This window comes from Pseudomonas karstica (assembly GCF_009707515.1).
Lineage (GTDB): Bacteria > Pseudomonadota > Gammaproteobacteria > Pseudomonadales > Pseudomonadaceae > Aquipseudomonas > Aquipseudomonas karstica.
The window spans coordinates 148,155-169,555 of sequence record NZ_WLYI01000003.1 but is presented as its reverse complement, the minus strand read 5'-3'; the positions used below and the strand labels follow the sequence as shown (position 1 = coordinate 169,555).

General features: G+C 60.0%; 13 protein-coding genes. 9 read left to right on the top strand and 4 right to left on the bottom strand.

Going from position 1 to position 21,401, the window contains the following annotated elements; all coding sequences use genetic code 11:
- Positions 1 to 42: 42 nt before the first annotated feature.
- The 5 genes from GIR22_RS03375 (at position 43) to GIR22_RS03355 (ending at position 10,154) form a co-directional block, all read left to right on the top strand.
- Entirely contained in the window at positions 43 to 1,350 is a 1,308-nt protein-coding gene (locus GIR22_RS03375) for an MdtA/MuxA family multidrug efflux RND transporter periplasmic adaptor subunit (protein ID WP_154741935.1), read from the top strand.
- Positions 1,347 to 4,439, top strand: coding sequence for an MdtB/MuxB family multidrug efflux RND transporter permease subunit (locus GIR22_RS03370; protein WP_154741934.1), 3,093 nt, complete (start codon positions 1,347 to 1,349; stop codon positions 4,437 to 4,439). The genes GIR22_RS03375 and GIR22_RS03370 overlap by 4 nt, the downstream gene beginning before the upstream one ends.
- A gap of 112 nt (positions 4,440 to 4,551) precedes the next feature.
- Positions 4,552 to 7,659: an efflux RND transporter permease subunit gene (locus GIR22_RS03365; protein ID WP_178122069.1), complete on the top strand. Its 3,108-nt coding sequence runs from the start codon at positions 4,552 to 4,554 to the stop codon at positions 7,657 to 7,659.
- A 134-nt stretch (positions 7,660 to 7,793) separates the two neighbouring features.
- On the top strand, positions 7,794 to 9,194 hold the full coding sequence (locus GIR22_RS03360; protein ID WP_154741932.1) for an efflux transporter outer membrane subunit: 1,401 nt from the start codon (positions 7,794 to 7,796) through the stop codon (positions 9,192 to 9,194).
- A 213-nt stretch (positions 9,195 to 9,407) separates the two neighbouring features.
- Complete coding sequence (locus GIR22_RS03355; protein WP_154741931.1) at positions 9,408 to 10,154, top strand: SDR family oxidoreductase; 747 nt, start codon at positions 9,408 to 9,410, stop codon at positions 10,152 to 10,154.
- 65 nt (positions 10,155 to 10,219) lie between these two features.
- Here GIR22_RS03355 and GIR22_RS03350 read toward each other — a convergent pair whose 3' ends face one another.
- From GIR22_RS03350 to GIR22_RS03340, 3 genes are all read right to left on the bottom strand, one after another.
- Positions 10,220 to 10,474: a hypothetical protein gene (locus GIR22_RS03350; RefSeq protein ID WP_246207785.1), complete on the bottom strand. Its 255-nt coding sequence runs from the start codon at positions 10,472 to 10,474 to the stop codon at positions 10,220 to 10,222.
- 352 nt (positions 10,475 to 10,826) lie between these two features.
- Positions 10,827 to 12,269 (bottom strand): GntR family transcriptional regulator MpaR, encoded by a 1,443-nt coding sequence (mapR, locus tag GIR22_RS03345; protein ID WP_154741930.1) that lies wholly within the window; start codon positions 12,267 to 12,269, stop codon positions 10,827 to 10,829.
- 218 nt (positions 12,270 to 12,487) lie between these two features.
- Positions 12,488 to 12,727 (bottom strand): DUF3203 family protein, encoded by a 240-nt coding sequence (locus GIR22_RS03340; protein WP_154741929.1) that lies wholly within the window; start codon positions 12,725 to 12,727, stop codon positions 12,488 to 12,490.
- Positions 12,728 to 12,848: 121 nt separating this feature from the next.
- Here GIR22_RS03340 and GIR22_RS03335 point away from each other — a divergent pair, with 121 nt between their 5' ends.
- Positions 12,849 to 13,343 (top strand): MgtC/SapB family protein, encoded by a 495-nt coding sequence (locus tag GIR22_RS03335; protein WP_154741928.1) that lies wholly within the window; start codon positions 12,849 to 12,851, stop codon positions 13,341 to 13,343.
- A gap of 37 nt (positions 13,344 to 13,380) precedes the next feature.
- Here GIR22_RS03335 and GIR22_RS03330 read toward each other — a convergent pair whose 3' ends face one another.
- Positions 13,381 to 13,560 (bottom strand): hypothetical protein, encoded by a 180-nt coding sequence (locus GIR22_RS03330; RefSeq protein ID WP_154741927.1) that lies wholly within the window; start codon positions 13,558 to 13,560, stop codon positions 13,381 to 13,383.
- Positions 13,561 to 13,752: 192 nt separating this feature from the next.
- Here GIR22_RS03330 and GIR22_RS03325 point away from each other — a divergent pair, with 192 nt between their 5' ends.
- From GIR22_RS03325 to glgB, 3 genes are read left to right on the top strand one after another with little or no spacing between them, the layout of a single operon-like run.
- On the top strand, positions 13,753 to 15,765 hold the full coding sequence (locus GIR22_RS03325) for an alpha-1,4-glucan--maltose-1-phosphate maltosyltransferase (RefSeq protein ID WP_154741926.1): 2,013 nt from the start codon (positions 13,753 to 13,755) through the stop codon (positions 15,763 to 15,765).
- A gap of 60 nt (positions 15,766 to 15,825) precedes the next feature.
- On the top strand, positions 15,826 to 19,173 hold the full coding sequence (gene treS, locus GIR22_RS03320) for a maltose alpha-D-glucosyltransferase (protein ID WP_154741925.1): 3,348 nt from the start codon (positions 15,826 to 15,828) through the stop codon (positions 19,171 to 19,173).
- Positions 19,170 to 21,401 carry a 1,4-alpha-glucan branching protein GlgB gene (gene glgB, locus GIR22_RS03315; RefSeq protein WP_154741924.1) on the top strand — a complete coding sequence of 744 codons (2,232 nt, stop codon included), beginning with the start codon at positions 19,170 to 19,172 and terminating at the stop codon, positions 21,399 to 21,401. The genes treS and glgB overlap by 4 nt, the downstream gene beginning before the upstream one ends.

The following is a 21,401-nucleotide window of genomic DNA, read 5'->3' as shown; positions in this document are numbered from 1 at the left end:
TGCTTATCTTTCAGCCTCCTAAAGAAGAAGCTCTCGCGCCCAATGGTTGATCAATCCATGCAATCCTCCCCCCGCAAATCCCGCCGCTGGCTGTTCGGCTTGCTTATCCTGCTGATCATTGCCGGGCTGTGCTGGAAGTTCTGGCCCGCCAGCCATAAAGACGGCGCCGAGCAGACGCCTGCCGCTCGTACTGGCAAGTCGGGCATGATGCGCCCAGGCTTCGGCGGCTCGACCAGCCCGGTACCCGTGCGTGTCGCACCGGCGGTGTTGGGAGAGTTTCCGGTGTACTACAAGGCGCTGGGCACAGTGACGGCGTTGAACACCATCAATGTGCGCAGCCGGGTGGCGGGAGAACTGGTCAAGATTGCCTTCGAGGAGGGGCAGATGGTCAAGGCCGGTGACCTGCTGGTAGAAATCGATCCGCGCAGTTACCAGAATGCCTTGCTCCAGGCCCAAGGCACTTTGTTACAGAATCAGGCCCAATTGAAAAACGCCCAGGTCGATCTCGATCGTTATCGCGGCCTGTACGCGCAGGACAGTATCGCCAAGCAAACCCTGGACACCGCCGCGGCGCTGGTCCTGCAATACCAGGGCACGGTCAAGACCAACCAGGGCGCGGTGGATGACGCCAAGCTCAACCTCGAATTCACCAGGATCCGCGCTCCGATTGCCGGCCGTGTCGGCTTGCGCCAACTGGACGTCGGCAACCTTGTGGCTGCCAACGACACCACAGCCCTGGCCGTGATCACCCAGACCCAACCCATCAGTGTGGCTTTCACCCTGCCGGAAACTGCCCTTGACACTGTGCTCACGCGTTATCGTGCGGGCAACAAACTTGCGGTAGAGGCGTGGGACCGTGGAGATGTCAAGCTTCAGGCCTCCGGTGTACTGCAAAGCCTGGACAACCAGATCGACATCACCACCGGCACCCTGAAATTCAAGGCTCGCTTCGATAACCAGGACCAGGCGTTGTTCCCCAATCAGTTCGTCAATGTGCACTTGCTGGCCGACACCCTGCATAACGTGGTCCTGGCACCATCCGCCGCCATCCAGTTCGGCAACAACGGCACCTTCGTCTACGCCCTCGACGGCGATAAGAAGGTCAAGATCCGCCCATTGGTAATCGGTGACAGCGACGGCGAAAATACGGTGATCAAGGAGGGCCTCGCGGCTGGCGATCGGGTGGTGCTGGAAGGTACCGACCGCTTGAAAGACGGCAGCGAGATCGAAGTGGTCAACGACAGCAAGGACGTTCCAACGCCGCCGACCGAACACCTTCAGGGTCAGCCTGCAGCCGAGGCTACGCAAGGCTCGGCTGACGCCGGCAAGGCGCAAAAGGGCGGCGCATGAACCTCTCGCGGCTGTTCATCCTTCGCCCGGTAGCCACCACCCTGAGCATGCTGGCCATTGTCCTGGCCGGCCTGATTGCCTACCGTTTGCTACCGGTCTCGGCCTTGCCCCAGGTGGATTACCCGACCATCCGGGTCATGACCCTGTACCCCGGCGCCAGTCCAGACGTGATGACCAGCGCGGTGACCGCGCCCCTGGAGCGCCAGTTCGGGCAAATGCCCGGCCTGACCCAGATGGCGTCCACCAGTTCCGGCGGCGCCTCGGTGCTGACTTTGCGTTTCAACCTCGATGTCAACATGGATGTCGCCGAGCAACAGGTGCAGGCCGCGATCAACGCTGCCACTAACCTGTTGCCCACGGATTTGCCGGCGCCGCCGGTATACAACAAAGTCAACCCGGCGGACACCCCGGTACTGACCCTGGCTATCACCTCAAAGACCATGCTGTTGCCCAAGCTCAATGACCTGGTCGACACGCGCATGGCGCAGAAAATCGCCCAGATCAGCGGAGTCGGCATGGTCAGTATTGCCGGCGGCCAACGCCAGGCGGTGCGAATCAAGGTCAACCCCGAGGCCCTGGCCGCCAATGGCTTGAACCTGTCGGACGTGCGCACCTTGATCGCGGCGTCCAACGTCAACCAGCCCAAAGGCAACTTCGATGGCCCGACCCGGGTCTCGATGCTCGACGCCAACGACCAGTTGGTCTCGCCCGAGCAATACGCCGAGCTGATCCTCGCCTACAACAATGGCGCACCGCTGCGCCTCAAGGACGTGGCACAGATCGTCGATGGCGCCGAGAACGAACGTCTCGCCGCCTGGGCCAATGAGAACCAGGCCGTCCTGTTGAATATCCAGCGCCAGCCCGGGGCCAACGTGATTGAGGTGGTGGACCAGATCAAGGCCTTGCTGCCGAGCATCACCGACAATCTGCCTGCGGGGCTGGACGTCACGGTGCTCACCGACCGCACCCAAACCATCCGGGCCTCGGTGACGGACGTGCAACACGAATTGCTGATCGCCATAGCCCTGGTGGTGATGGTGACCTTCCTGTTCCTGCGCCGTTTCAGCGCCACCCTCATTCCGTCCATCGCCGTGCCGCTGTCCCTGGTGGGCACTTTTGGCGTGATGTACCTGGCCGGTTTTTCTATCAATAACCTGACGCTGATGGCCCTGACCATCGCCACCGGCTTTGTGGTGGATGATGCCATCGTAATGCTGGAGAACATCTCCCGTTATATCGAGGAGGGCGAGACGCCGATGGCCGCGGCGCTCAAGGGCGCCAAGCAGATCGGCTTTACCCTGATATCCCTGACCCTGTCGCTGATTGCGGTATTGATCCCGCTACTGTTCATGGCTGACGTGGTAGGGCGGTTGTTCCGCGAATTCGCCATTACCCTGGCGGTGGCAATCCTGATTTCCCTGGTGGTCTCGCTGACCCTCACGCCGATGATGTGCGCCCGGTTACTCAAGCGTGAACCCAAGCCCGAGTCACAGGGGCGGTTCTACAAGGCCAGCGGCGCCTGGATCGACTGGCTGATCGAAGCCTATGGGCGCAAGTTGCAATGGGTGCTCAAGCACCAGCCGCTGACCCTGTTCGTGGCCGTCGCCACCTTGGGCCTGACGGTGGTGTTGTACCTGGTAGTGCCCAAGGGGTTTTTCCCGGTGCAGGACACTGGTGTGATTCAGGGCATTTCCGAGGCGCCACAGTCAATTTCCTTTGCGGCCATGAGCCAGCGCCAGCAGGAATTGGCGAAGATCATCCTGACGGACCCAGCAGTGCAAAGCCTGTCGTCCTATATCGGGGTCGATGGCGATAACGCGACCCTCAACAGCGGCCGCCTGCTGATCAACCTCAAGCCCCACAGCCAGCGGGACTTGAGCGCGGCGCAGATCATCACGCGCCTGCAACCGAAGCTGGACAAGCTGGTGGGCATCCGCTTGTACATGCAGCCGGTGCAAGACCTGACCATCGAAGATCGCGTCAGTCGTACCCAATACCAGTTCAGCATGTCCTCACCCGACGCCAAGTTGCTGGCCTTGTGGAGCGGAAAGCTGGTGCATGCCCTCAGCCTGCTGCCGGAACTCACTGACGTAGCCAGCGACCTGCAGGACAAAGGCTTGCAGGTGTATCTGGTAATCGACCGTGATGCAGCCTCGCGTCTGGGGGTGTCGGTATCGACCATCACCGACGCGCTGTACGATGCTTTCGGCCAGCGGCAGATTTCCACGATCTATACCCAGGCCAGCCAATACCGTGTGGTTTTGCAGGCCCAATCCGGGGAAACCCTGGGGCCGGATGCGCTGAACCAGATCCATGTGAAGACCACCGATGGTGGCCAGGTGCGCTTGTCGAGCCTGGCCCATGTGGAGCAGCGCCAGGCACAGTTGGCAATTACCCATATCGGTCAGTTCCCGGCGGTAATGATGTCGTTCAACCTGGCGCCCGGCGTGGCCTTGGGCAAGGGCGTCGAGCTGATCAACCAGACCCAGAAAGACATTGGCATGCCGGTTGGCGTACAAACCCAGTTCCAGGGTGCGGCCCAGGCGTTCGAGGCGTCGCTGTCCAGCACCTTGCTGCTGATCCTGGCGGCGGTGGTGACTATGTACATCGTGCTGGGTGTGCTGTACGAGAGCTATATCCATCCGATCACCATTCTGTCGACCTTGCCATCGGCAGCAGTGGGAGCCTTGCTGGCCTTGCTGATCAGTGGCAATGACCTGGGGATGATCGCCATTATCGGCATCATCCTGTTGATCGGTATCGTCAAGAAGAATGCGATCATGATGATCGACTTCGCCCTCGACGCCGAACGCAACCAGGGTCTTGACCCTCAGACTGCGATCTACCAGGCGGCGTTGTTGCGCTTCCGGCCAATCCTGATGACCACCCTGGCCGCATTGTTCGGTGCGGTGCCCTTGATGCTTGCCACCGGTTCCGGTGCCGAGTTGCGCCAACCTTTGGGCCTGGTAATGGTGGGCGGGTTGCTGTTGAGCCAGGTATTGACGCTGTTCACCACGCCCGTTATTTACCTGGCTTTCGATCGGTTGGGGCGGCGCTGGGCCAAGTCCGGCAAGGGAGAGGCGGTGTGAGGCGAGGAATGAAGGCGGGGGCAAGCTTCAGGCTGCAAGCTGCAAGAGAGGAGCAGTGCAGGGCTTTGGTTTTGGCTTCTAGCTTGACGCTTGCTGCTTGGAGCTACCACTCGTGAACCTTTCAGGACCGTTCATAAAACGCCCGGTGGCCACCATTCTGCTGAGCCTGGCGATCATGCTTTTGGGCGGCGTCAGCTTCAATTTGCTGCCGGTCTCGCCGTTGCCGCAAATCGACTTTCCGGTGATCGTCGTGCAAGCCAGCTTGCCCGGCGCCAGCCCCGAGGTGATGGCCGCCACGGTTGCCACGCCCTTGGAGCGCTCTTTCGGCTCGATTGCCGGTATCACCACCATGAGCAGCTCCTCCAGCCAGGGCTCGACCCGGGTGATCCTGGCCTTCGACTCCGACCGCGACATCAACGGCGCCGCACGGGAAGTGCAAGCGGCAATCAATGCCTCGCGCAACCTGCTGCCCAGCGGCATGCGCAGCATGCCCACCTATAAGAAGATCAACCCCTCCCAGGCGCCAATCATGGTGCTGTCGTTGACGTCGGAGGTACTGCCCAAGGGCCAGCTGTATGACTTGGCCTCGACCATCCTCTCCCAAAGCCTGTCCCAGGTGCCAGGAGTCGGTGAAGTGCAGATCGGCGGCAGCTCGCTGCCGGCGGTGCGTATCGAGCTGGAACCGAAGGCCCTCGATCAATATGGCGTGGCCCTGGACGAGGTGCGTAATACCATCGCCAATGCCAACGTGCGCCGGCCGAAGGGGTCGCTGGAAGACAGCCAGCGGCACTGGCAGATCCAGGCCAATGACCAGTTGGAAAAGGCCAAGGACTACGAACCGCTGTTGATTCGTTACCAGGACGGCGCGGCCCTGCGCTTGAGTGATGTGGCAAAAATCACCGATGGCGTCGAAGACCGCTACAACAGCGGCTTCTTCAATAACGATTCGGCGGTACTGCTGGTGATCAACCGTCAGTCCGGCGCCAACATCATAGAGACCGTGAAGCAGATCAAGGCACAACTGCCGGCGTTGCAGGCGGTGCTGCCCTCCAGCGTCAAGTTGAACCTGGCCATGGACCGTTCACCGGTGATCACCGCCACCTTGCATGAAGCCGAGATGACCTTGCTGATTGCCGTGGCCCTGGTGATTCTGGTGGTCTACCTGTTCCTCGGTAATTTTCGTGCCTCATTGATTCCAACCCTGGCCGTGCCGGTGTCCCTGGTGGGCACTTTTGCCGTGATGTACCTGTTTGGCTTTTCCCTGAACAACCTGTCGCTGATGGCACTGATCCTCGCCACCGGCCTGGTGGTGGACGACGCCATCGTGGTGCTGGAAAATATTTCCCGGCATATCGACGACGGTATTTCGCCGATGAAGGCCGCTTACCTGGGGGCCAAGGAAGTCGGCTTTACCTTGCTGTCGATGAACGTGTCCCTGGTGGCGGTGTTCCTGTCCATCCTGTTTATGGGCGGGATTGTCACAAGCTTGTTCCGCGAGTTCTCCATTACCCTGGCGGCGGCGATCATCGTCTCGCTGGTGGTCTCGCTGACCTTGACGCCGATGCTCTGTGCCCGCTGGCTCAAACCTCACCTCAAGGGTGAAGAAACCGGCTTGCAGCGCTGGAGCCAGAAGGTTAACGAGCGCATGGTTGCCGGCTATGCCCGCAGCCTGGATTGGGTGCTGCGTCATCGACGCCTGACCTTGCTCAGCCTGTTGATAACGGTGGGCGTCAATATCGCGCTGTACGTCGTGGTGCCGAAAACCTTTATGCCGCAACAAGACACCGGCCAACTGATTGGTTTTGTCCGTGGCGATGACGGCCTGTCATTCAGCGTCATGCAGCCGAAAATGGAGATCTTTCGCAAGGCCGTCTTGAAAGACCCGGCGGTAGAAAGCGTGGCCGGGTTTATCGGTGGCAACAGTGGCACCAACAACGCGGTGATGCTGGTGCGGCTCAAACCCATCGGCGAACGCAAGATTTCCGCCCAGGCGGTGATCGAGCGCATGCGCAAGACCATGCCGCTTGTGCCGGGTGGGCGCCTGATGCTGATGGCCGACCAGGACCTGCAATTTGGCGGCGGTCGTGACCAGACCACATCGCAATACTCCTACATTTTGCAAAGTGGCGACCTTGCGGCGTTGCGCCTGTGGTACCCGAAAGTGGTAGCCGCCTTGCGTGAACTGCCGGAACTGACCGCCATCGATGCCAGGGAGGGCCGTGGTGCGCAGCAAGTGACACTGGTGGTCGACCGTGACCAGGCCAAACGCCTGGGGATCGACATGAACATGGTCACTGCGGTATTGAACAATGCCTACAGCCAGCGGCAGATTTCCACCATCTATGACAGCCTCAACCAGTACCAGGTGGTGATGGAGGTCAATCCGAAGTATGCCCAGGACCCAATCACCCTGAATCAGGTGCAGGTGATCACGTCCACCGGTGCGCGGGTTCCGCTGTCGACCATTGCCCACTATGAAAACAGCCTGGCGAACGACCGGGTCAGCCATGAAGGCCAATTCGCCTCGGAAAACATTGCCTTCGACATGGCCCCAGGGGTAACGGTGGAGCAGGGCACCGCGGCCGTCGAACGGGCGATTGCCAAGGTCGGGCTGCCGGAAGACGTCATCGCGAAGATGGCCGGTACCGCAGATGCCTTCGCCGCCACCCAGAAAAGCCAGCCGTTCATGATTCTCGGCGCGCTGGCAGCGGTGTATCTGGTACTGGGGATTCTCTATGAGAGCTACATCCACCCGCTGACTATCCTTTCCACCTTGCCATCGGCGGGAGTCGGCGCCTTGTTGTCGATTTACCTGCTGGGGGGCGAGTTCAGCCTGATTTCCCTGCTGGGGTTGTTCCTGTTGATTGGGGTGGTGAAGAAAAACGCCATTCTGATGATCGACCTGGCGCTGCAACTGGAGCGCAAGGACGGCATGGATCCGTTGGAATCGATTCGCAGTGCCTGCCTGTTGCGGTTGCGGCCGATCCTGATGACCACCCTGGCGGCAATCCTTGGCGCGGTACCGTTGTTGCTCAGCAGCGCCGAAGGCGCGGAAATGCGTCAGCCCCTGGGCCTGACGATTATTGGCGGCCTGGTGTTCAGCCAGATCCTGACCCTTTATACCACCCCGGTGGTTTACCTTTATCTCGACCGCTTGCGTCACCGTTTCAACGGCTGGCGCGGGGTGCGTACCGATGCTGCCCTGGACACCGCGCTATGACCAATTCAACGTTTCTCCCTGTAGGAGCGAGCTTGCTCGCGAAAAACCTGAACGCGCATCGGGGTGTCAGGTTTCCAGCGTTTTCATTAACGACCTTCGCGAGCAAGCTCGCTCCTACAGCGGGAGTGGTGCTAATGGCAATGATGCTCAGTGCCTGCGCCGTTGGTCCGGACTATAAACGCCCGGTACTGACCGAACCAGCCCAGTACAAGGAGGCCGAAGGCTGGCGCCAGGCAGCGCCCAGCGACTCCCTGGCCCGTGGCGCCTGGTGGGAACTGTACGGCGACAAGCAGTTGAACGAGCTGGTGGACAAGCTCAACAATGCCAACCAGACCGTGGCCCAGGCCGAGGCGCGCTTTCGTCAGGCCCAGGCGCTGGTCCGCAGCTCCCGCGGAGCATTCTTTCCCACTGTTGACCTGAGTGCCGGGAAAACCCGGGCCAGCCAGGGCACGGGTAGCAGTAATGCCAGCCTGAGCAGCTCCAGCAGCGGTATCCGCGACACCCTCAACACCCAGTTGGGCGTCAGTTGGGAAGCGGACATCTGGGGCAAGTTGCGCCGTGGCCTGGAAGCCAATGAGGCCAGCGCCGAAGCCAGCGCCGCAGACCTGGCAGCGATGCGTTTGAGCCAACAATCGGAACTGGTGCAAGACTACTTGCAACTGCGGGTCATGGATGAGCAGACCCGTTTGCTGCAAGCCACTGTCGAGACCTACCAGCGCTCCTTGCAAATGACCGAAAACCAGTACCACGCCGGCGTGTCTGGCAAGGACGCGGTGGCCCAGGCGCAAACTCAACTTAAAAGCACCCAGGCCAGCATGATTGACCTGGTCTGGCAGAGGGCCCAGCTGGAAAATGCCATTGCGGTGTTGGTGGGCGTGCCACCGGCAAACTTTGACCTGGCGGTGAGCAAGGAGATTCCGGCATTGCCACAGGTTCCGGTGAGCCTACCGTCGCAACTGCTGGAACGGCGACCGGACATCGCCTCGGCCGAACGGGCCGTGATCGCTGCCAACGCCAATATTGGCGTGGCAAAGACTGCCTACTACCCGGACCTGACCCTGAGCCTGGCAGGCGGTTACTCCAGCAGCACCTATGCCGATTGGATCAGCCTGCCAAACCGTTTCTGGTCGGTGGGGCCGAAGTTGGCCATGACCCTGTTTGACGGCGGTCAGCGCTCGGCAGAAGTCGACCGTGCAGAAGCGTCCTATGACGAAACCGTGGCCAAGTACCGCCAGACCGTGCTTGATGGCTTCCGTGAAGTGGAAAACTACATGGTCCAGCTCAAGGTCCTGGAAGACGAGGCGGGTGTCAGCAATGAAGCCCTTGAGGCGGCACGGGAATCCTTGCGCTTGACCCAGAACCAATACAAGGCCGGATTAATCGCCTATCTGGATGTGGTCACCGTCCAGGCGACTGCCCTGAGCAACGAACGCACGGTGCTGACCTTGCTGCAAAGTCGGTTGGTGGCCAGTGTGCAACTGATCGCCGCGTTGGGCGGTGGCTGGGATGGACAGATGCAGGGCACCGACTTGTAGCCGCTGCCGAGGCACGAGGCTGCGATGGGGTTGAGCCCCGAGGGCGGTCCTGCGGACACGCATCGCAGCCTCGTGCCTCGACAGTAGCTACAAATACCTCGCGGGCGGAGCAGAGGATGATTGCCGTCCAATGACCTGAGACCATGCAAAAATTGCCCGGCGCGGGTATTCTTGGATCCAACCGCTTTCAGGATGAACCAGGAGACTGCACGCATGGACAAAGTTGTCATCATTACCGGTGGCAGTCGTGGGATCGGTGCCGCCACCGCGTTGTTGGCTGCCCGTGAGGGCTACCGCATCTGTATCAACTTCCAATCTGACGAAGACGCCGCTCACCAGGTCCTGGCGCAAGTACGTGCCCTCGGTGCCCAGGCCATCGCGGTACGGGCCGATGTCAGCATCGAAGACGAAGTGATCGGCCTGTTCAGCCGCGTCGATGCCGAGTTGGGCCGGGTCACCGCGCTGGTGAACAATGCCGGCACCGTTGGACACAAATCGCGGGTCGATGAAATGTCCGAAGCGCGCATTTTGAAAATCATCAAGACCAACGTCCTGGGTCCGATTCTCTGTGCCAAGCAGGCCGTGCTGCGTATGTCGCCCAGGCATGGCGGGCAGGGCGGAAGCATCGTCAACGTCTCATCGGTGGCCGCTCGTCTCGGCTCGCCGGGGGAATACGTCGACTACGCCGCGTCCAAAGGCGCATTGGATACCTTCACTATCGGCTTGTCGAAGGAAGTGGCGGGCGAGGGCATTCGGGTCAACGCGGTGCGCCCTGGCTATATCTTCACCGACTTCCATGCCTTGAGTGGCGACCCGGACCGGGTGAGCAAGCTGGAGTCAGGCATTCCCATGGCCCGTGGTGGGCGCCCGGATGAAGTGGCGGAGGCGATTGTCTGGTTGTTGTCAGACAAGGCGTCCTACTCGACCGGGACATTTATCGATTTGGGCGGAGGACGTTGAGTGCAATCAGGGCGGTCTGAGTGGATCGAGCCTTATCTCTCGACCCTGTTTCGTCGGGAGACCTTCTAGTTACCCAGGTTCTCGAACACGGCATATCCTTTCTCACCGAACTCTTCGATAAGGCTTGCCTCGGAGCGGAACTGGGCAACTCCATGGCGCAACTCTGCGTCATAGGTAAATCCGTCAGTCACGCCATTCTGATCGCTGTTGCCCACTCTTCGGTCATTCAAGTGATCGACATAGTTGGTCACTTTTGCAAGGCTGAAGGCGGCGTCTGCGCGGCTGTCGAAGTCGGGGTTGTCCGGGGTCCAGTCGCCCACCTGCTTTTTCAGATGTTCCAGGGTTTCCCTGGAAGGTGGCCCATTAAGGAAAGAGCTGAGTGTCGAATTGGCCCTGATGATTCCTTCAGCGGATCGATGATCTCCCACAGGCCTTGTCATTGGCCCGACTGGCGTCTCTCGCCACCGGCCTTCCTGGCCCGGAAAGTTTTGCACATAACCGGCAGGTTTGGGCAATGGCCGCAGTGCTCCCTCATCGCGGGCTGGTTGATGTGGCGTGTTAACGCTAGAGGGGGTTATTCGCATGCTCGATTGGGCCTTGGCTCAGAAAAAATTAATCCATCCCATGCGAGCCTGTCGTTTCAAAGACTGCATGTGCGCCCTGAGTGGTCCTTCAGGTAACTCCAGTTCCCGGGTAAGGCTGGCTCTTTAACGAGCGTATAATTGTGCCCAGCGTCTGCATGGCGTTTTCGGCGGTTTCATTCCACGGGCTACCGTAATTGAGCCGGATACAGTTCCTGAATCGCTGGGTTGGCGAAAAAATCGGCCCCGGTGCAATGCTGATGCCTTGAGCTAATGCCATCTGGAACAGCGTCAACGAGTCCAACTGCTCCGGTAGCTCCAGCCACAGAAAGTAACCACCTGCCGGCTGGCTGACCCGGGTTTGTGACGGGAAGTAGCGGCCAATAGCTGCGAGCATGGCGCTTTGCTGCTCTTCCAGGGCGTAACGCAACTTGCGCAGGTGACGGTCATAGCCGCCATGTTGCAGATAGTCGGCTATCGCCGCCTGGGCGGGCATTGAGGCACACAGAGAAGTCATCAACTTCAAGCGCTCGATTTTTTGCGCATAACGCCCGGCGGCGACCCAGCCAATACGGTAGCCAGGGGCCAGGCTTTTAGCGAACGAGCCGCAGTGCATCACCAGGCCTTCGGTGTCGAAGGCCTTGGCCGGCTTGGGCGCTTGCTGGCCATAATACAGTTCGGCGTAGACGTCGTCTTCGATCAGCGGGACTTGATGGCTGCGCAGCAATTGCACCAGCTCCTGCTTCTTGGCCTCAGGCATAGTGGCGCCCATGGGGTTCTGGAAACTGGTCATGCACCAACAGGCCTTGATCGGGTAACGCTCAAGACTTTGGGCCAGGACCTTCAGATCGATGCCGTCTCGTGGATGCACGGGGATTTCCACAGCTTTAAGCTTCAGGCGCTCCAGCACCTGGAGGCTGGCGTAAAACGCCGGGGCCTCGATGGCCACCAAATCGCCAGGCTCGGTTACCGCTTGCAAACACAGGTTCAGTGCTTCCAGGGCGCCGTTGGTGATCAGCAGCTCCTCCATGGGCAGCATCAGGCCGCCCACCATATAGCGCAGGGCGATTTGCCGGCGCAGTTGCGGGTTGCCCGGCGACATGTCGGTGACCACCATGCGCGGGTCCATTTCCCGACTGGCACTGGCCAGGGAGCGGGCCAGACGCTGCAGGGGGAACAATGTCGGGCAGGGAAAGGCCGAGCCGAACGCCACGGTTTGCGGGTCCTTGATGGAGTCCAGTACCGAGAACACCAGCTCGCTGACATCCACCTCGGTAGACTCCTGTACCTGCTCGCTCACCGCCGGTTCGGAAAAAGGACTTGGTGCATGAATGTTGACGAAATAGCCGGAGCGTGGCCGCGCACGGATCAGGCCACGGCGTTCCAGCAGGTAGTACGCCTGGAACACCGTCGACGGACTCACGCCGTAAGTCTGGCTGGCATAGCGCACCGACGGCACGCGCTGACCAGGGCCCAAGACACCGGAGCGGATCAGTTCTGCGATGTCGTCGGCGAATTTTTCGTAGCGTTTCATCAGGGCCTAATGCGTCAGATAAATATTGGGGGTTGATCGGCCTCCGTCAGGTGGATGAACTATAACCATCAATCTGTTTGCATGACAGGCTCAGGTAATACGACAAAAAGCGGATCAGAAGCGAGTCTGATCCGCCCGCGCGAGATTGCACCACCCCCCGCAGACCTTGGCGTTTATAGCAGTATCGGGCCGTTGTACGGCGCTCCAGTACAGACCCATCAAATCACCGAATCACTGTCCGTCGCCTTCAAATGCTTGCGACCGTCCTTGGCGCCTGCGACGGTCAATGCGTCCGCTTCTACTTCGGTGATGTAAATGCGTTGGCCGTCCAGTTCGACGGCCGACATGGATTTCTCGCTGTCAGTAATCACCGTGACATCGCTGGCGGCGAGACTTCGCTCTTCGCCGTTCTCGTCGACCTTGAAGTAACAGGTCTGGTTTTCGATACGTACGGGCATGGTGCTCTCCTTTTCTATCAGTGCTGAACGTTAGGGTTTGGCGATGAGTGAATGGTTCTTGGCAACTGACTGGCGGTCGCCGCTGTCCATCGATTATCGACCGAGAAAAAAGGACACATCCATGGACGCTTGGTGGCATGAAGTCTGGCAAACCCTGCAAGCGGAATTCGCCGACATCGGTGATGCCAGGCAACTGACGCAAATCACCGTGCGCTTACTGATCGCTGCGGTCCTTGGTGGCATTCTCGGCTTTGAGCGCGAAGCGAAAGGCAAGGCAGCGGGGGTGCGCACCCACATGTTGGTGGCCATGGGCGCGGCGTTGTTCGTGCTGGTGCCGCAGATGTCCGGCTCCCAGGCAGATGCCATGAGCCGAGTGGTACAAGGCGTGATCGCCGGCATCGGCTTCCTCGGCGCCGGGACCATCCTCAAAGGCAAGGAAGACGAAGCAGGCCAGCACGTCAAGGGACTGACCACTGCTGCCGGGTTATGGATGACCGCCGCCATTGGCGTGGCGGCGGGGATGGGCCGGGAGTCGACGGCGGTTTTGAGCATGTTGCTAGCGTTGGCGGTGTTCAGTGTGATGCCGAGAATTGTGCGCTTGCTGGAGAAAGACTAGGCGCGGCCGCCGTAGCTTCTCTGGGGCTAGACACCGGCTATGCAGAAGATGTCGCGGGCAGGGCAATCACTGGCGGCATTGTGGTTGGAGGTTCTTCAACCGCTGGCGGCTCATTTTCGGGCGGCTCCTTCTCCGGAATGGGTTCAGGTCCGGTCGGTGGCAGTGTTGGCTTATCAATGTTGGGATCAGGCGCTTCAGGTGCAATCGGGATATTCATCAGTATGGCCTCCTTTGTGCTTTGCTCTATCGGTGGACAACCGTCGCCGGGACTTGATTCCCCCGCCCGACGGCTGAGTATCCGCCTGAACTTTTCATCCGGCATTGGGCTCGGACCTAAAGGGCTCGCTTCAGGATGGGCCTTCACGGATCAAGCACTAGAGCGTCCAAAGGGCGTAGGGGGAGATGCTCGATGACGGCTGAATTACCGAACCAGGCAGCACGGACGCATGACGATTCAATTTCCACACTACCGCTGTCCCAGGCACTGCTGCTGCCCAGGATTGCCATTGAAAGCACCACTCCGGTCATCGACGGCGGCGAGTTTGCCGCCAAGGCCGTGGTGGGTCAGCGCGTTAAAGTCACCAGCAAGGTGTTTGCCGACGGCCACGATGAACTGGCCGTTCGGGTGCGCTGGCATGCACTGCGGGAAGAGAGTTGGCACAGCGTAGTCATGGCCGATGTTGGCAACAATGGCTGGGAAGGGGCCTTTAACGTCAGCGAACAGGGCCCACATGAGTACTGCATCGAGGCCTGGATCGATCACTTCGCCAGTTTTTGCCATGAACTGGGTAAAAAGCATGAAGCCGGCGTCCCGGTCAGCCTGGAGTTGCAGGAAGGTCGCAGCCAGGTGCTGCAAGCGGCCGAGCGCAGTGACAACGAATTACGCGACCGTTTGATGCTGTTGCACCAAGAACTCTCGGGTTTGCTGGAAACCGAACAAGTGGCGCTGTTTCTGCACGAAGACAGTGCACACCTGATGACCCAGGTCGATCATCGTCCGTACTTGAGCGCCAGCCCGGCGTACCCCATCGAGGTGGAGCGCGAGCGTGCGCAATTCGCCAGTTGGTACGAACTGTTTCCCCGCTCGATCACCGACGATCCAGCCCGCCACGGCACCTTCAACGACGTGCATTCACGCTTGTCGATGATCCACGACATGGGCTTTGACGTGCTGTACTTTCCGCCAATCCACCCCATCGGCCGCCAGCATCGCAAGGGCAAGAACAATTCCCTGGTTGCTGGCCCCGAGGATCCGGGAAGCCCTTATGCCATTGGCAGCGAGGAGGGTGGCCACGACGCTATCCACTCGCAACTGGGTACCCGGGAAGACTTTCGGCACCTGGTTGCGGCAGCCGCCGATCACGGCCTGGAAATCGCCCTGGACTTCGCCATTCAGTGTTCCCAGGATCATCCGTGGCTTGAGCAGCATCCTGGGTGGTTCAACTGGCGCCCTGACGGCACCATCAAATACGCCGAGAACCCGCCGAAGAAATACCAGGACATCGTCAACGTCGATTTCTACGCCGCCGACGCCATCCCCAGCCTGTGGATCGAGCTGCGGGACATTGTCGTGTGCTGGGTGAAAGAGGGCGTCAAGACCTTCAGGGTCGACAACCCCCACACCAAGCCGCTGCCCTTCTGGCAATGGTTGATCAGTGATGTGCGGGCCAGCTATCCCGAGGTGATCTTCCTCGCCGAGGCCTTTACCACCCCGGCCATGATGGCGCGCCTGGGCAAGGTGGGTTACTCCCAGAGCTACACTTACTTCACTTGGCGCAACACCAAGGCGCAGTTGAGCGAATACCTGGCACAACTTAACGAGTCGCCGTGGCGTGAATGCTTTCGCCCCCATTTTTTTGTCAACACGCCGGACATCAACCCCAGTTTTCTCCATGAGTCTGGCCGCCCGGGCTTTCTGATCCGTGCCGCGCTGGCCACCATGGGCTCGGGCTTGTGGGGCATGTACTCGGGCTTCGAGCTGTGTGAGGCCGCCGCGATACCGGGCAAGGAGGAATACCTGGACTCGGAGAAATACGAAATCCGCCCGCGGGACTTCACCGCCCCCGGCAACATCATCGCCGAGATCGCCCAACTCAACCGGATTCGTCGACAGAACCCGGCGCTGCACAGCCATTTGGGCTTGAAACTCTACAACGCCTGGAACGACAACATCCTGTACTTCGGCAAGCGCAGCGAAGACGCCAGCAACTTCATCCTGGTTGCGGTCAGCCTGGACCCGTCCAATGCCCAGGAAGCCCACTTTGAATTGCCGCTGTGGGAGATGGGCTTGCCCGACGACGCCCAGACCCAAGGTGAAGACCTGATGAACGGCCACCGCTGGACCTGGTACGGCAAGACCCAGTGGATGCGGATTGAGCCGTGGCACCAGCCGTTCGGGATTTGGCGGATCACCACAAGCTGACGATCGTTCCCACGCTCTGCGCGGCAACGATCAGTGACTAGAATTTCTCAGGAGTTCCCAATGGCGAAGAAACCCAAGGTTGCCACTTTTATCAAAGACCCGCTCTGGTACAAGGACGCGGTGATTTATCAGGTTCACGTCAAATCCTACTTCGACTCCAATAACGATGGTATCGGCGACTTTCCCGGGCTGATCGCCAAACTCGACTACATCGCCGACCTCGGTGTGAACACCATCTGGGTGTTACCGTTTTATCCTTCGCCACGCCGCGATGATGGCTATGACATCGCCGAATACCGCGGCGTGCACAGTGACTACGGGACCATGGCCGACGCCAAACGCTTTATCGCCGAAGCCCATAAGCGCGGGCTACGGGTCATTACCGAACTGGTGATCAACCATACCTCCGACCAGCACCCCTGGTTCCAGCGCGCCCGCAAGGCCAAGCCAGGCTCCGCTGCCCGGGACTTCTACGTCTGGTCCGATGACGACCAAAAATACGACGGCACCCGCATCATCTTTCTCGACACCGAGAAGTCCAACTGGACCTGGGACCCAGTGGCCGGCCAGTACTTCTGGCACCGTTTTTACTCTCACCAGCCAGACCTGAACTTTGACAACCCGCAGGTCATGAAAGCCGTGCTGTCGGTGATGCGCTACTGGCTGGACATGGGCATCGACGGCCTGCGGCTGGATGCCATTCCCTACCTGATCGAGCGCGACGGTACCAATAACGAAAACCTGCCGGAAACCCACGACGTCCTCAAACAGATCCGCGCCGAGATCGACGCCAACTACCCGGACCGCATGCTGCTGGCCGAAGCCAACCAATGGCCGGAGGACACGCAATTGTATTTCGGTGACAAAAAGGGCGACGACGGCGACGAATGCCACATGGCCTTTCACTTCCCGCTGATGCCGCGCATGTACATGGCCCTGGCCCAGGAAGACCGCTTCCCGATCACCGATATCCTGCGCCAGACCCCCGAGATTCCAGCCAATTGCCAATGGGCGATCTTCCTGCGCAACCACGATGAGCTGACCCTGGAGATGGTCACCGACAAAGAGCGCGATTACCTGTGGAATTACTACGCTGCCGACCGTCGTGCGCGTATCAACCTGGGTATTCGGCGTCGGCTGGCGCCATTGATGGAGCGCGATCGTCGTCGCGTCGAGCTGCTCAACAGCCTGCTCTTGTCGATGCCCGGCACACCGACCTTGTACTACGGCGATGAGATCGGCATGGGTGACAACATCTACCTCGGCGACCGCGACGGCGTGCGCACGCCCATGCAGTGGTCCATCGACCGTAACGGCGGTTTCTCCCGCGCCGACCCGGCCAGCCTGGTGCTGCCGCCGATCATGGACCCACTCTACGGCTACCAGTCGGTCAACGTCGAAACCCAGGCCCAAGACCCACACTCGTTGCTGAACTGGACCCGGCGCATGCTGGCGATCCGTAAACAGTCCAAGGCTTTTGGGCGCGGCAGCCTGAAAATGCTCGCGCCGACCAACCGCCGGATACTGGCCTACACCCGCGAATACACCGGTGAAGACGGCAAACCGGAAATCATCCTCTGCGTGGCCAACGTGTCCCGCAGCGCACAGGCGGCGGAGCTGGACCTGTCGGCGTTCGCCGGCATGGTTCCGGTGGAAATGCTTGGCGGCAATGCGTTCCCACCCATTGGCCAGTTGAATTTCCTACTGACCCTGGCGCCTTACGGTTTCTACTGGTTTGTAATGGCGGCGCAAGACCAGATGCCGAGCTGGCATGTGGAGCCAGCACAGAGCATCCCGGACTTCACCACCCTGGTATTGAAAAAACGCCTCGAAGAATTGCTCGAAGCACCGTGTCGCACCACGCTGGAGCAGACATCGCTGCCTGCCTGGCTGCCCAAACGGCGCTGGTTTGCCAACAAGGACTCGGCCATCGACGGTGTGCACATTGTCTACGGTGTGCGCTTTGGCGATCCGGAACATCCGGTGCTGCTCAGCGAAATCGAAGTCACCACTGGCACGCAGGTCAGTCGTTATCAACTGCCGTTCGGCTTTCTGGCCGAAGACCAGTTCGCCAGTGCGTTACCGCAACAACTGGCCCTGGCCCGTGTCCGGCGCGTACGCCAGGTTGGCCTGGTGACCGATGCCTTCAGCCTCGACACCTACATCCGTGCCGTGATCCAGGCCCTGCAAGCCAATACAGTGCTTAATTCCACCGACGGCGACATTCGCTTCGAACCGTCGCCACGCCTGGCCGGGCTGGAGCTCACTGACGAATCGGAAGTGCGCTACCTGGCCGCCGAGCAATCAAACAGTTCGGTGGTAGTGGGCGCCAGCCTGGTACTCAAGCTGATCCGCAAAATCAGCGCCGGGGTACACCCCGAACTGGAAATGGGCGCGTACCTGACAGACGCCGGTTACGAACATATCTCGCCGCTGCTGGGCTCGGTGATTCGTCGCGATGCCAAAGGCCAGGACAATTTGCTGATGATTGCCCAGGGTTACCTGAGCAACCAGGGCGATGCCTGGGGCTGGACCCAGAACAACCTGGAACGGGCGATTCGCGATGAGTTGGCCGAGGCGATTTCCGAGCAGGAACAGCACTATAACGCCCTTGGCGAATTGGCGGATTTCGCTGGTTTGCTCGGCCAGCGACTGGGTGAGATGCACCAGGTCCTGGCCGCGCCAACCGATAATAAGGATTTCAAACCCGAGGTCACATCCCTCAAGGACAGTCAAGGCTGGGCCAAGCAGGTAGGCACGCAAATCGAGCAGGCCCTGCAATTGCTCAAACAACACCGAACCCGCTTGAACCCTGGCGATCAGACGCTGGTCAGTGCTTTACTGGAGCAGAAAAAAGCCATTGCCAGCCATGTGCAGGCGCTGGCGAAGGCTACGGTGGGCGGCCTGCGGATTCGTGTTCATGGTGATTTGCACCTGGGCCAGGTGCTGGTAGTCAAAGGCGACGCCTACCTGATCGACTTTGAGGGTGAACCCGCACGGCCACTTCATGAACGACGCAGTAAACACAGCCCTTACAAGGATGTCAGCGGCGTGTTGCGCTCGTTCGATTATGCCGCTGCCATGGCCCTGAATGTGCAAGGAGTGGATCATTCGCCCGAGGCCAATGCAGCACGGCAAAGGGTCGCCGAACGCTACCTTAAAGAAGCACGACAGGCATTTACCCATGGCTATCACCAGGCCACGTCTACACTGGCCCATGATTGGCGGGATAGCAAAGGCCACGCAGCAGCGCTGACCTTGTTCAGCCTGGAGAAAGCTGCGTACGAAGTGGCCTACGAAGCGGAAAATCGTCCGACCTGGCTGCCGGTGCCCTTGCATGGTTTGCACGGGTTGCTCAGCGGGCTTGAATCTATATCCAAAACTGCACGCGGTGGGAAGACGCCATGAGTTTTACAAGCAAAGAACCGCGACAGCCGAAGTTAAATGGGATGCCGCGGGTCCAGGATGTCGAAGCTTTGGTGCGAGCAGAGCATCCCGATCCGTTCTCGATACTTGGGCCCCACGATGATGGGCAGGGCGGTCAGTTCATTCGTGCCTTTCTACCGGAGGCCTTGAGTGTTCAGGTGCTGGCCCGCGACAGCGGCGAGCAGATTGGCGAGCTGAATGCGACCTCGGTCCCTGGGCTGTTTGTCGGTCATTTCGCTGTTAGGCAGCACTACCTACTGAAAATCCAGTGGGGCGGAGGCGAGCAAGTCACCGAAGATCCCTACAGCTTCGGCCAGTTGCTCGGGGAGATGGACTTGTATCTGTTTGCCGAAGGCAATCACCGTGACCTGGGCACTTGCTTCGGCGCCCAGGTGATGAGCGTAGACGGTGTCCAGGGGGTGCGATTCGCAGTGTGGGCACCGAATGCCAAGCGGGTCTCTGTGGTGGGGGACTTCAATATCTGGGATGGTCGCCGGCACCCGATGCGCCTGCGCCACCCCTCTGGTGTCTGGGAGATTTTCATTGCGCGCCTGCAGCCTGGCGCGTCCTACAAGTACGAAATTCTCGGCACCGATGGCATCTTGCCCCTCAAGGCCGACCCGATGGCCCTGGCCACTCAAATGCCACCAGGCACTTCGTCAAAGGTCGCCTCACCGTTGCACGTCGACTGGCAGGATCATGCCTGGATGCAAGCCCGTGGTGACCGGCAAAAGGCCTGTGCGCCTTTGTCTATCTACGAATTGCATACCGGCTCCTGGCAATGCGAGCTGGATGAGGTCGGCGAAGTCGCCCGCCAATACGGCTGGCGTGAACTGGCGCAGCGGCTGATTCCTTATGTGCAACAGTTGGGATTTACCCATATCGAACTGATGCCGATCATGGAGCACCCGTTCGGCGGCTCCTGGGGGTATCAGGCGCTTTCACAATTTGCGCCAAGCGCGCGCTTCGGTTCGCCGGACGATTTCGCCTTCTTCGTCAACGCCTGTCACCAGGCCGATATCGGTGTGATCCTGGACTGGGTACCCGCACACTTTCCAACCGATACCCACGGGCTGGCGCAATTTGACGGCACGGCACTGTATGAATACGCCAACCCGCTTGAAGGCTTTCACCAAGACTGGGACACCCTGATCTACAACCTGGGACGTACCGAAGTCCACGGCTTTATGCTGGCCTCAGCACTGCACTGGCTCAAGCATTTCCACATCGACGGCCTGCGGGTGGATGCCGTGGCATCGATGCTGTACCGCGACTATTCACGCCAGGCCGGTGAATGGGTGCCGAACCGTCACGGTGGCCGGGAGAATCTGGAGGCCATTGATTTCCTGCGTCATCTCAACGATGTGGTAGCCCTGGAGGCTCCCGGGGCGCTGGTGATTGCCGAGGAGTCCACGGCGTGGCCGGGGGTCAGCCAAAGTACCCAACAGGGCGGCCTGGGGTTCAACTACAAGTGGAACATGGGCTGGATGCACGACTCGCTGCACTACATCCAGCAAGACCCGGTATACCGCGCCCACCACCATAACGAGCTGAGCTTTGGCCTGGTCTACGCGTGGTCAGAGCGTTTTATCCTGCCGATTTCCCACGATGAAGTGGTTCACGGCAAGCACTCGCTGATCGACAAGATGCCCGGCGACCGCTGGCAGAAGTTTGCCAACCTGCGGGCTTACCTGAGCTTTATGTGGATGCATCCTGGCAAGAAACTACTGTTCATGGGCTGCGAATTTGGCCAGTGGCGCGAGTGGAACCACGATCAGCAATTGGACTGGTACTTGCTGCAATACCCGGAACACCGTGGCGTGCAAAAGTTGGTGGGCGACCTCAACCGCCTGTACCGCGAAGAGCCGGCGCTGCATGATCAGGACGATGCCCCTCAGGGCTTTCAGTGGTTGATTGGTGATGATGCAGTCAACAGCGTCTACGCCTGGTTGCGCTGGAGCAAGGAGGGCAGGCCGGTACTGGTAGTGGCCAATTTCACGCCAGTTCCACGCGAGGCCTACAAGGTCGGCGTGCCGCTGGCCGGGCATTGGGCCGAGCTGATCAACAGCGATGCCGATACCTATGCCGGCTCCAACTATGGCAATGGTGGCGGGGTGGTTACCGAGGATGAACCACGGCATGGGCAGCCGGTGTCACTGTCGCTGAACCTGCCGCCGCTGGGGGTGCTGATTCTGCGACCACAAGGTTGA

Coding starts and splice junctions, on each gene's coding strand:
- GIR22_RS03375 (WP_154741935.1), top strand. CDS start 43: ATGGTTGATCAATCCATGCAATCCTCCCCCCGCAAATCCCGCCGCTGG.
- GIR22_RS03370 (WP_154741934.1), top strand. CDS start 1,347: ATGAACCTCTCGCGGCTGTTCATCCTTCGCCCGGTAGCCACCACCCTG.
- GIR22_RS03360 (WP_154741932.1), top strand. CDS start 7,794: ATGGCAATGATGCTCAGTGCCTGCGCCGTTGGTCCGGACTATAAACGC.
- GIR22_RS03355 (WP_154741931.1), top strand. CDS start 9,408: ATGGACAAAGTTGTCATCATTACCGGTGGCAGTCGTGGGATCGGTGCC.
- mapR (WP_154741930.1), bottom strand. CDS start 12,269: ATGAAACGCTACGAAAAATTCGCCGACGACATCGCAGAACTGATCCGC.
- GIR22_RS03340 (WP_154741929.1), bottom strand. CDS start 12,727: ATGCCCGTACGTATCGAAAACCAGACCTGTTACTTCAAGGTCGACGAG.
- GIR22_RS03335 (WP_154741928.1), top strand. CDS start 12,849: ATGGACGCTTGGTGGCATGAAGTCTGGCAAACCCTGCAAGCGGAATTC.
- GIR22_RS03330 (WP_154741927.1), bottom strand. CDS start 13,560: ATGAATATCCCGATTGCACCTGAAGCGCCTGATCCCAACATTGATAAG.
- GIR22_RS03325 (WP_154741926.1), top strand. CDS start 13,753: ATGACGGCTGAATTACCGAACCAGGCAGCACGGACGCATGACGATTCA.
- treS (WP_154741925.1), top strand. CDS start 15,826: ATGGCGAAGAAACCCAAGGTTGCCACTTTTATCAAAGACCCGCTCTGG.
- glgB (WP_154741924.1), top strand. CDS start 19,170: ATGAGTTTTACAAGCAAAGAACCGCGACAGCCGAAGTTAAATGGGATG.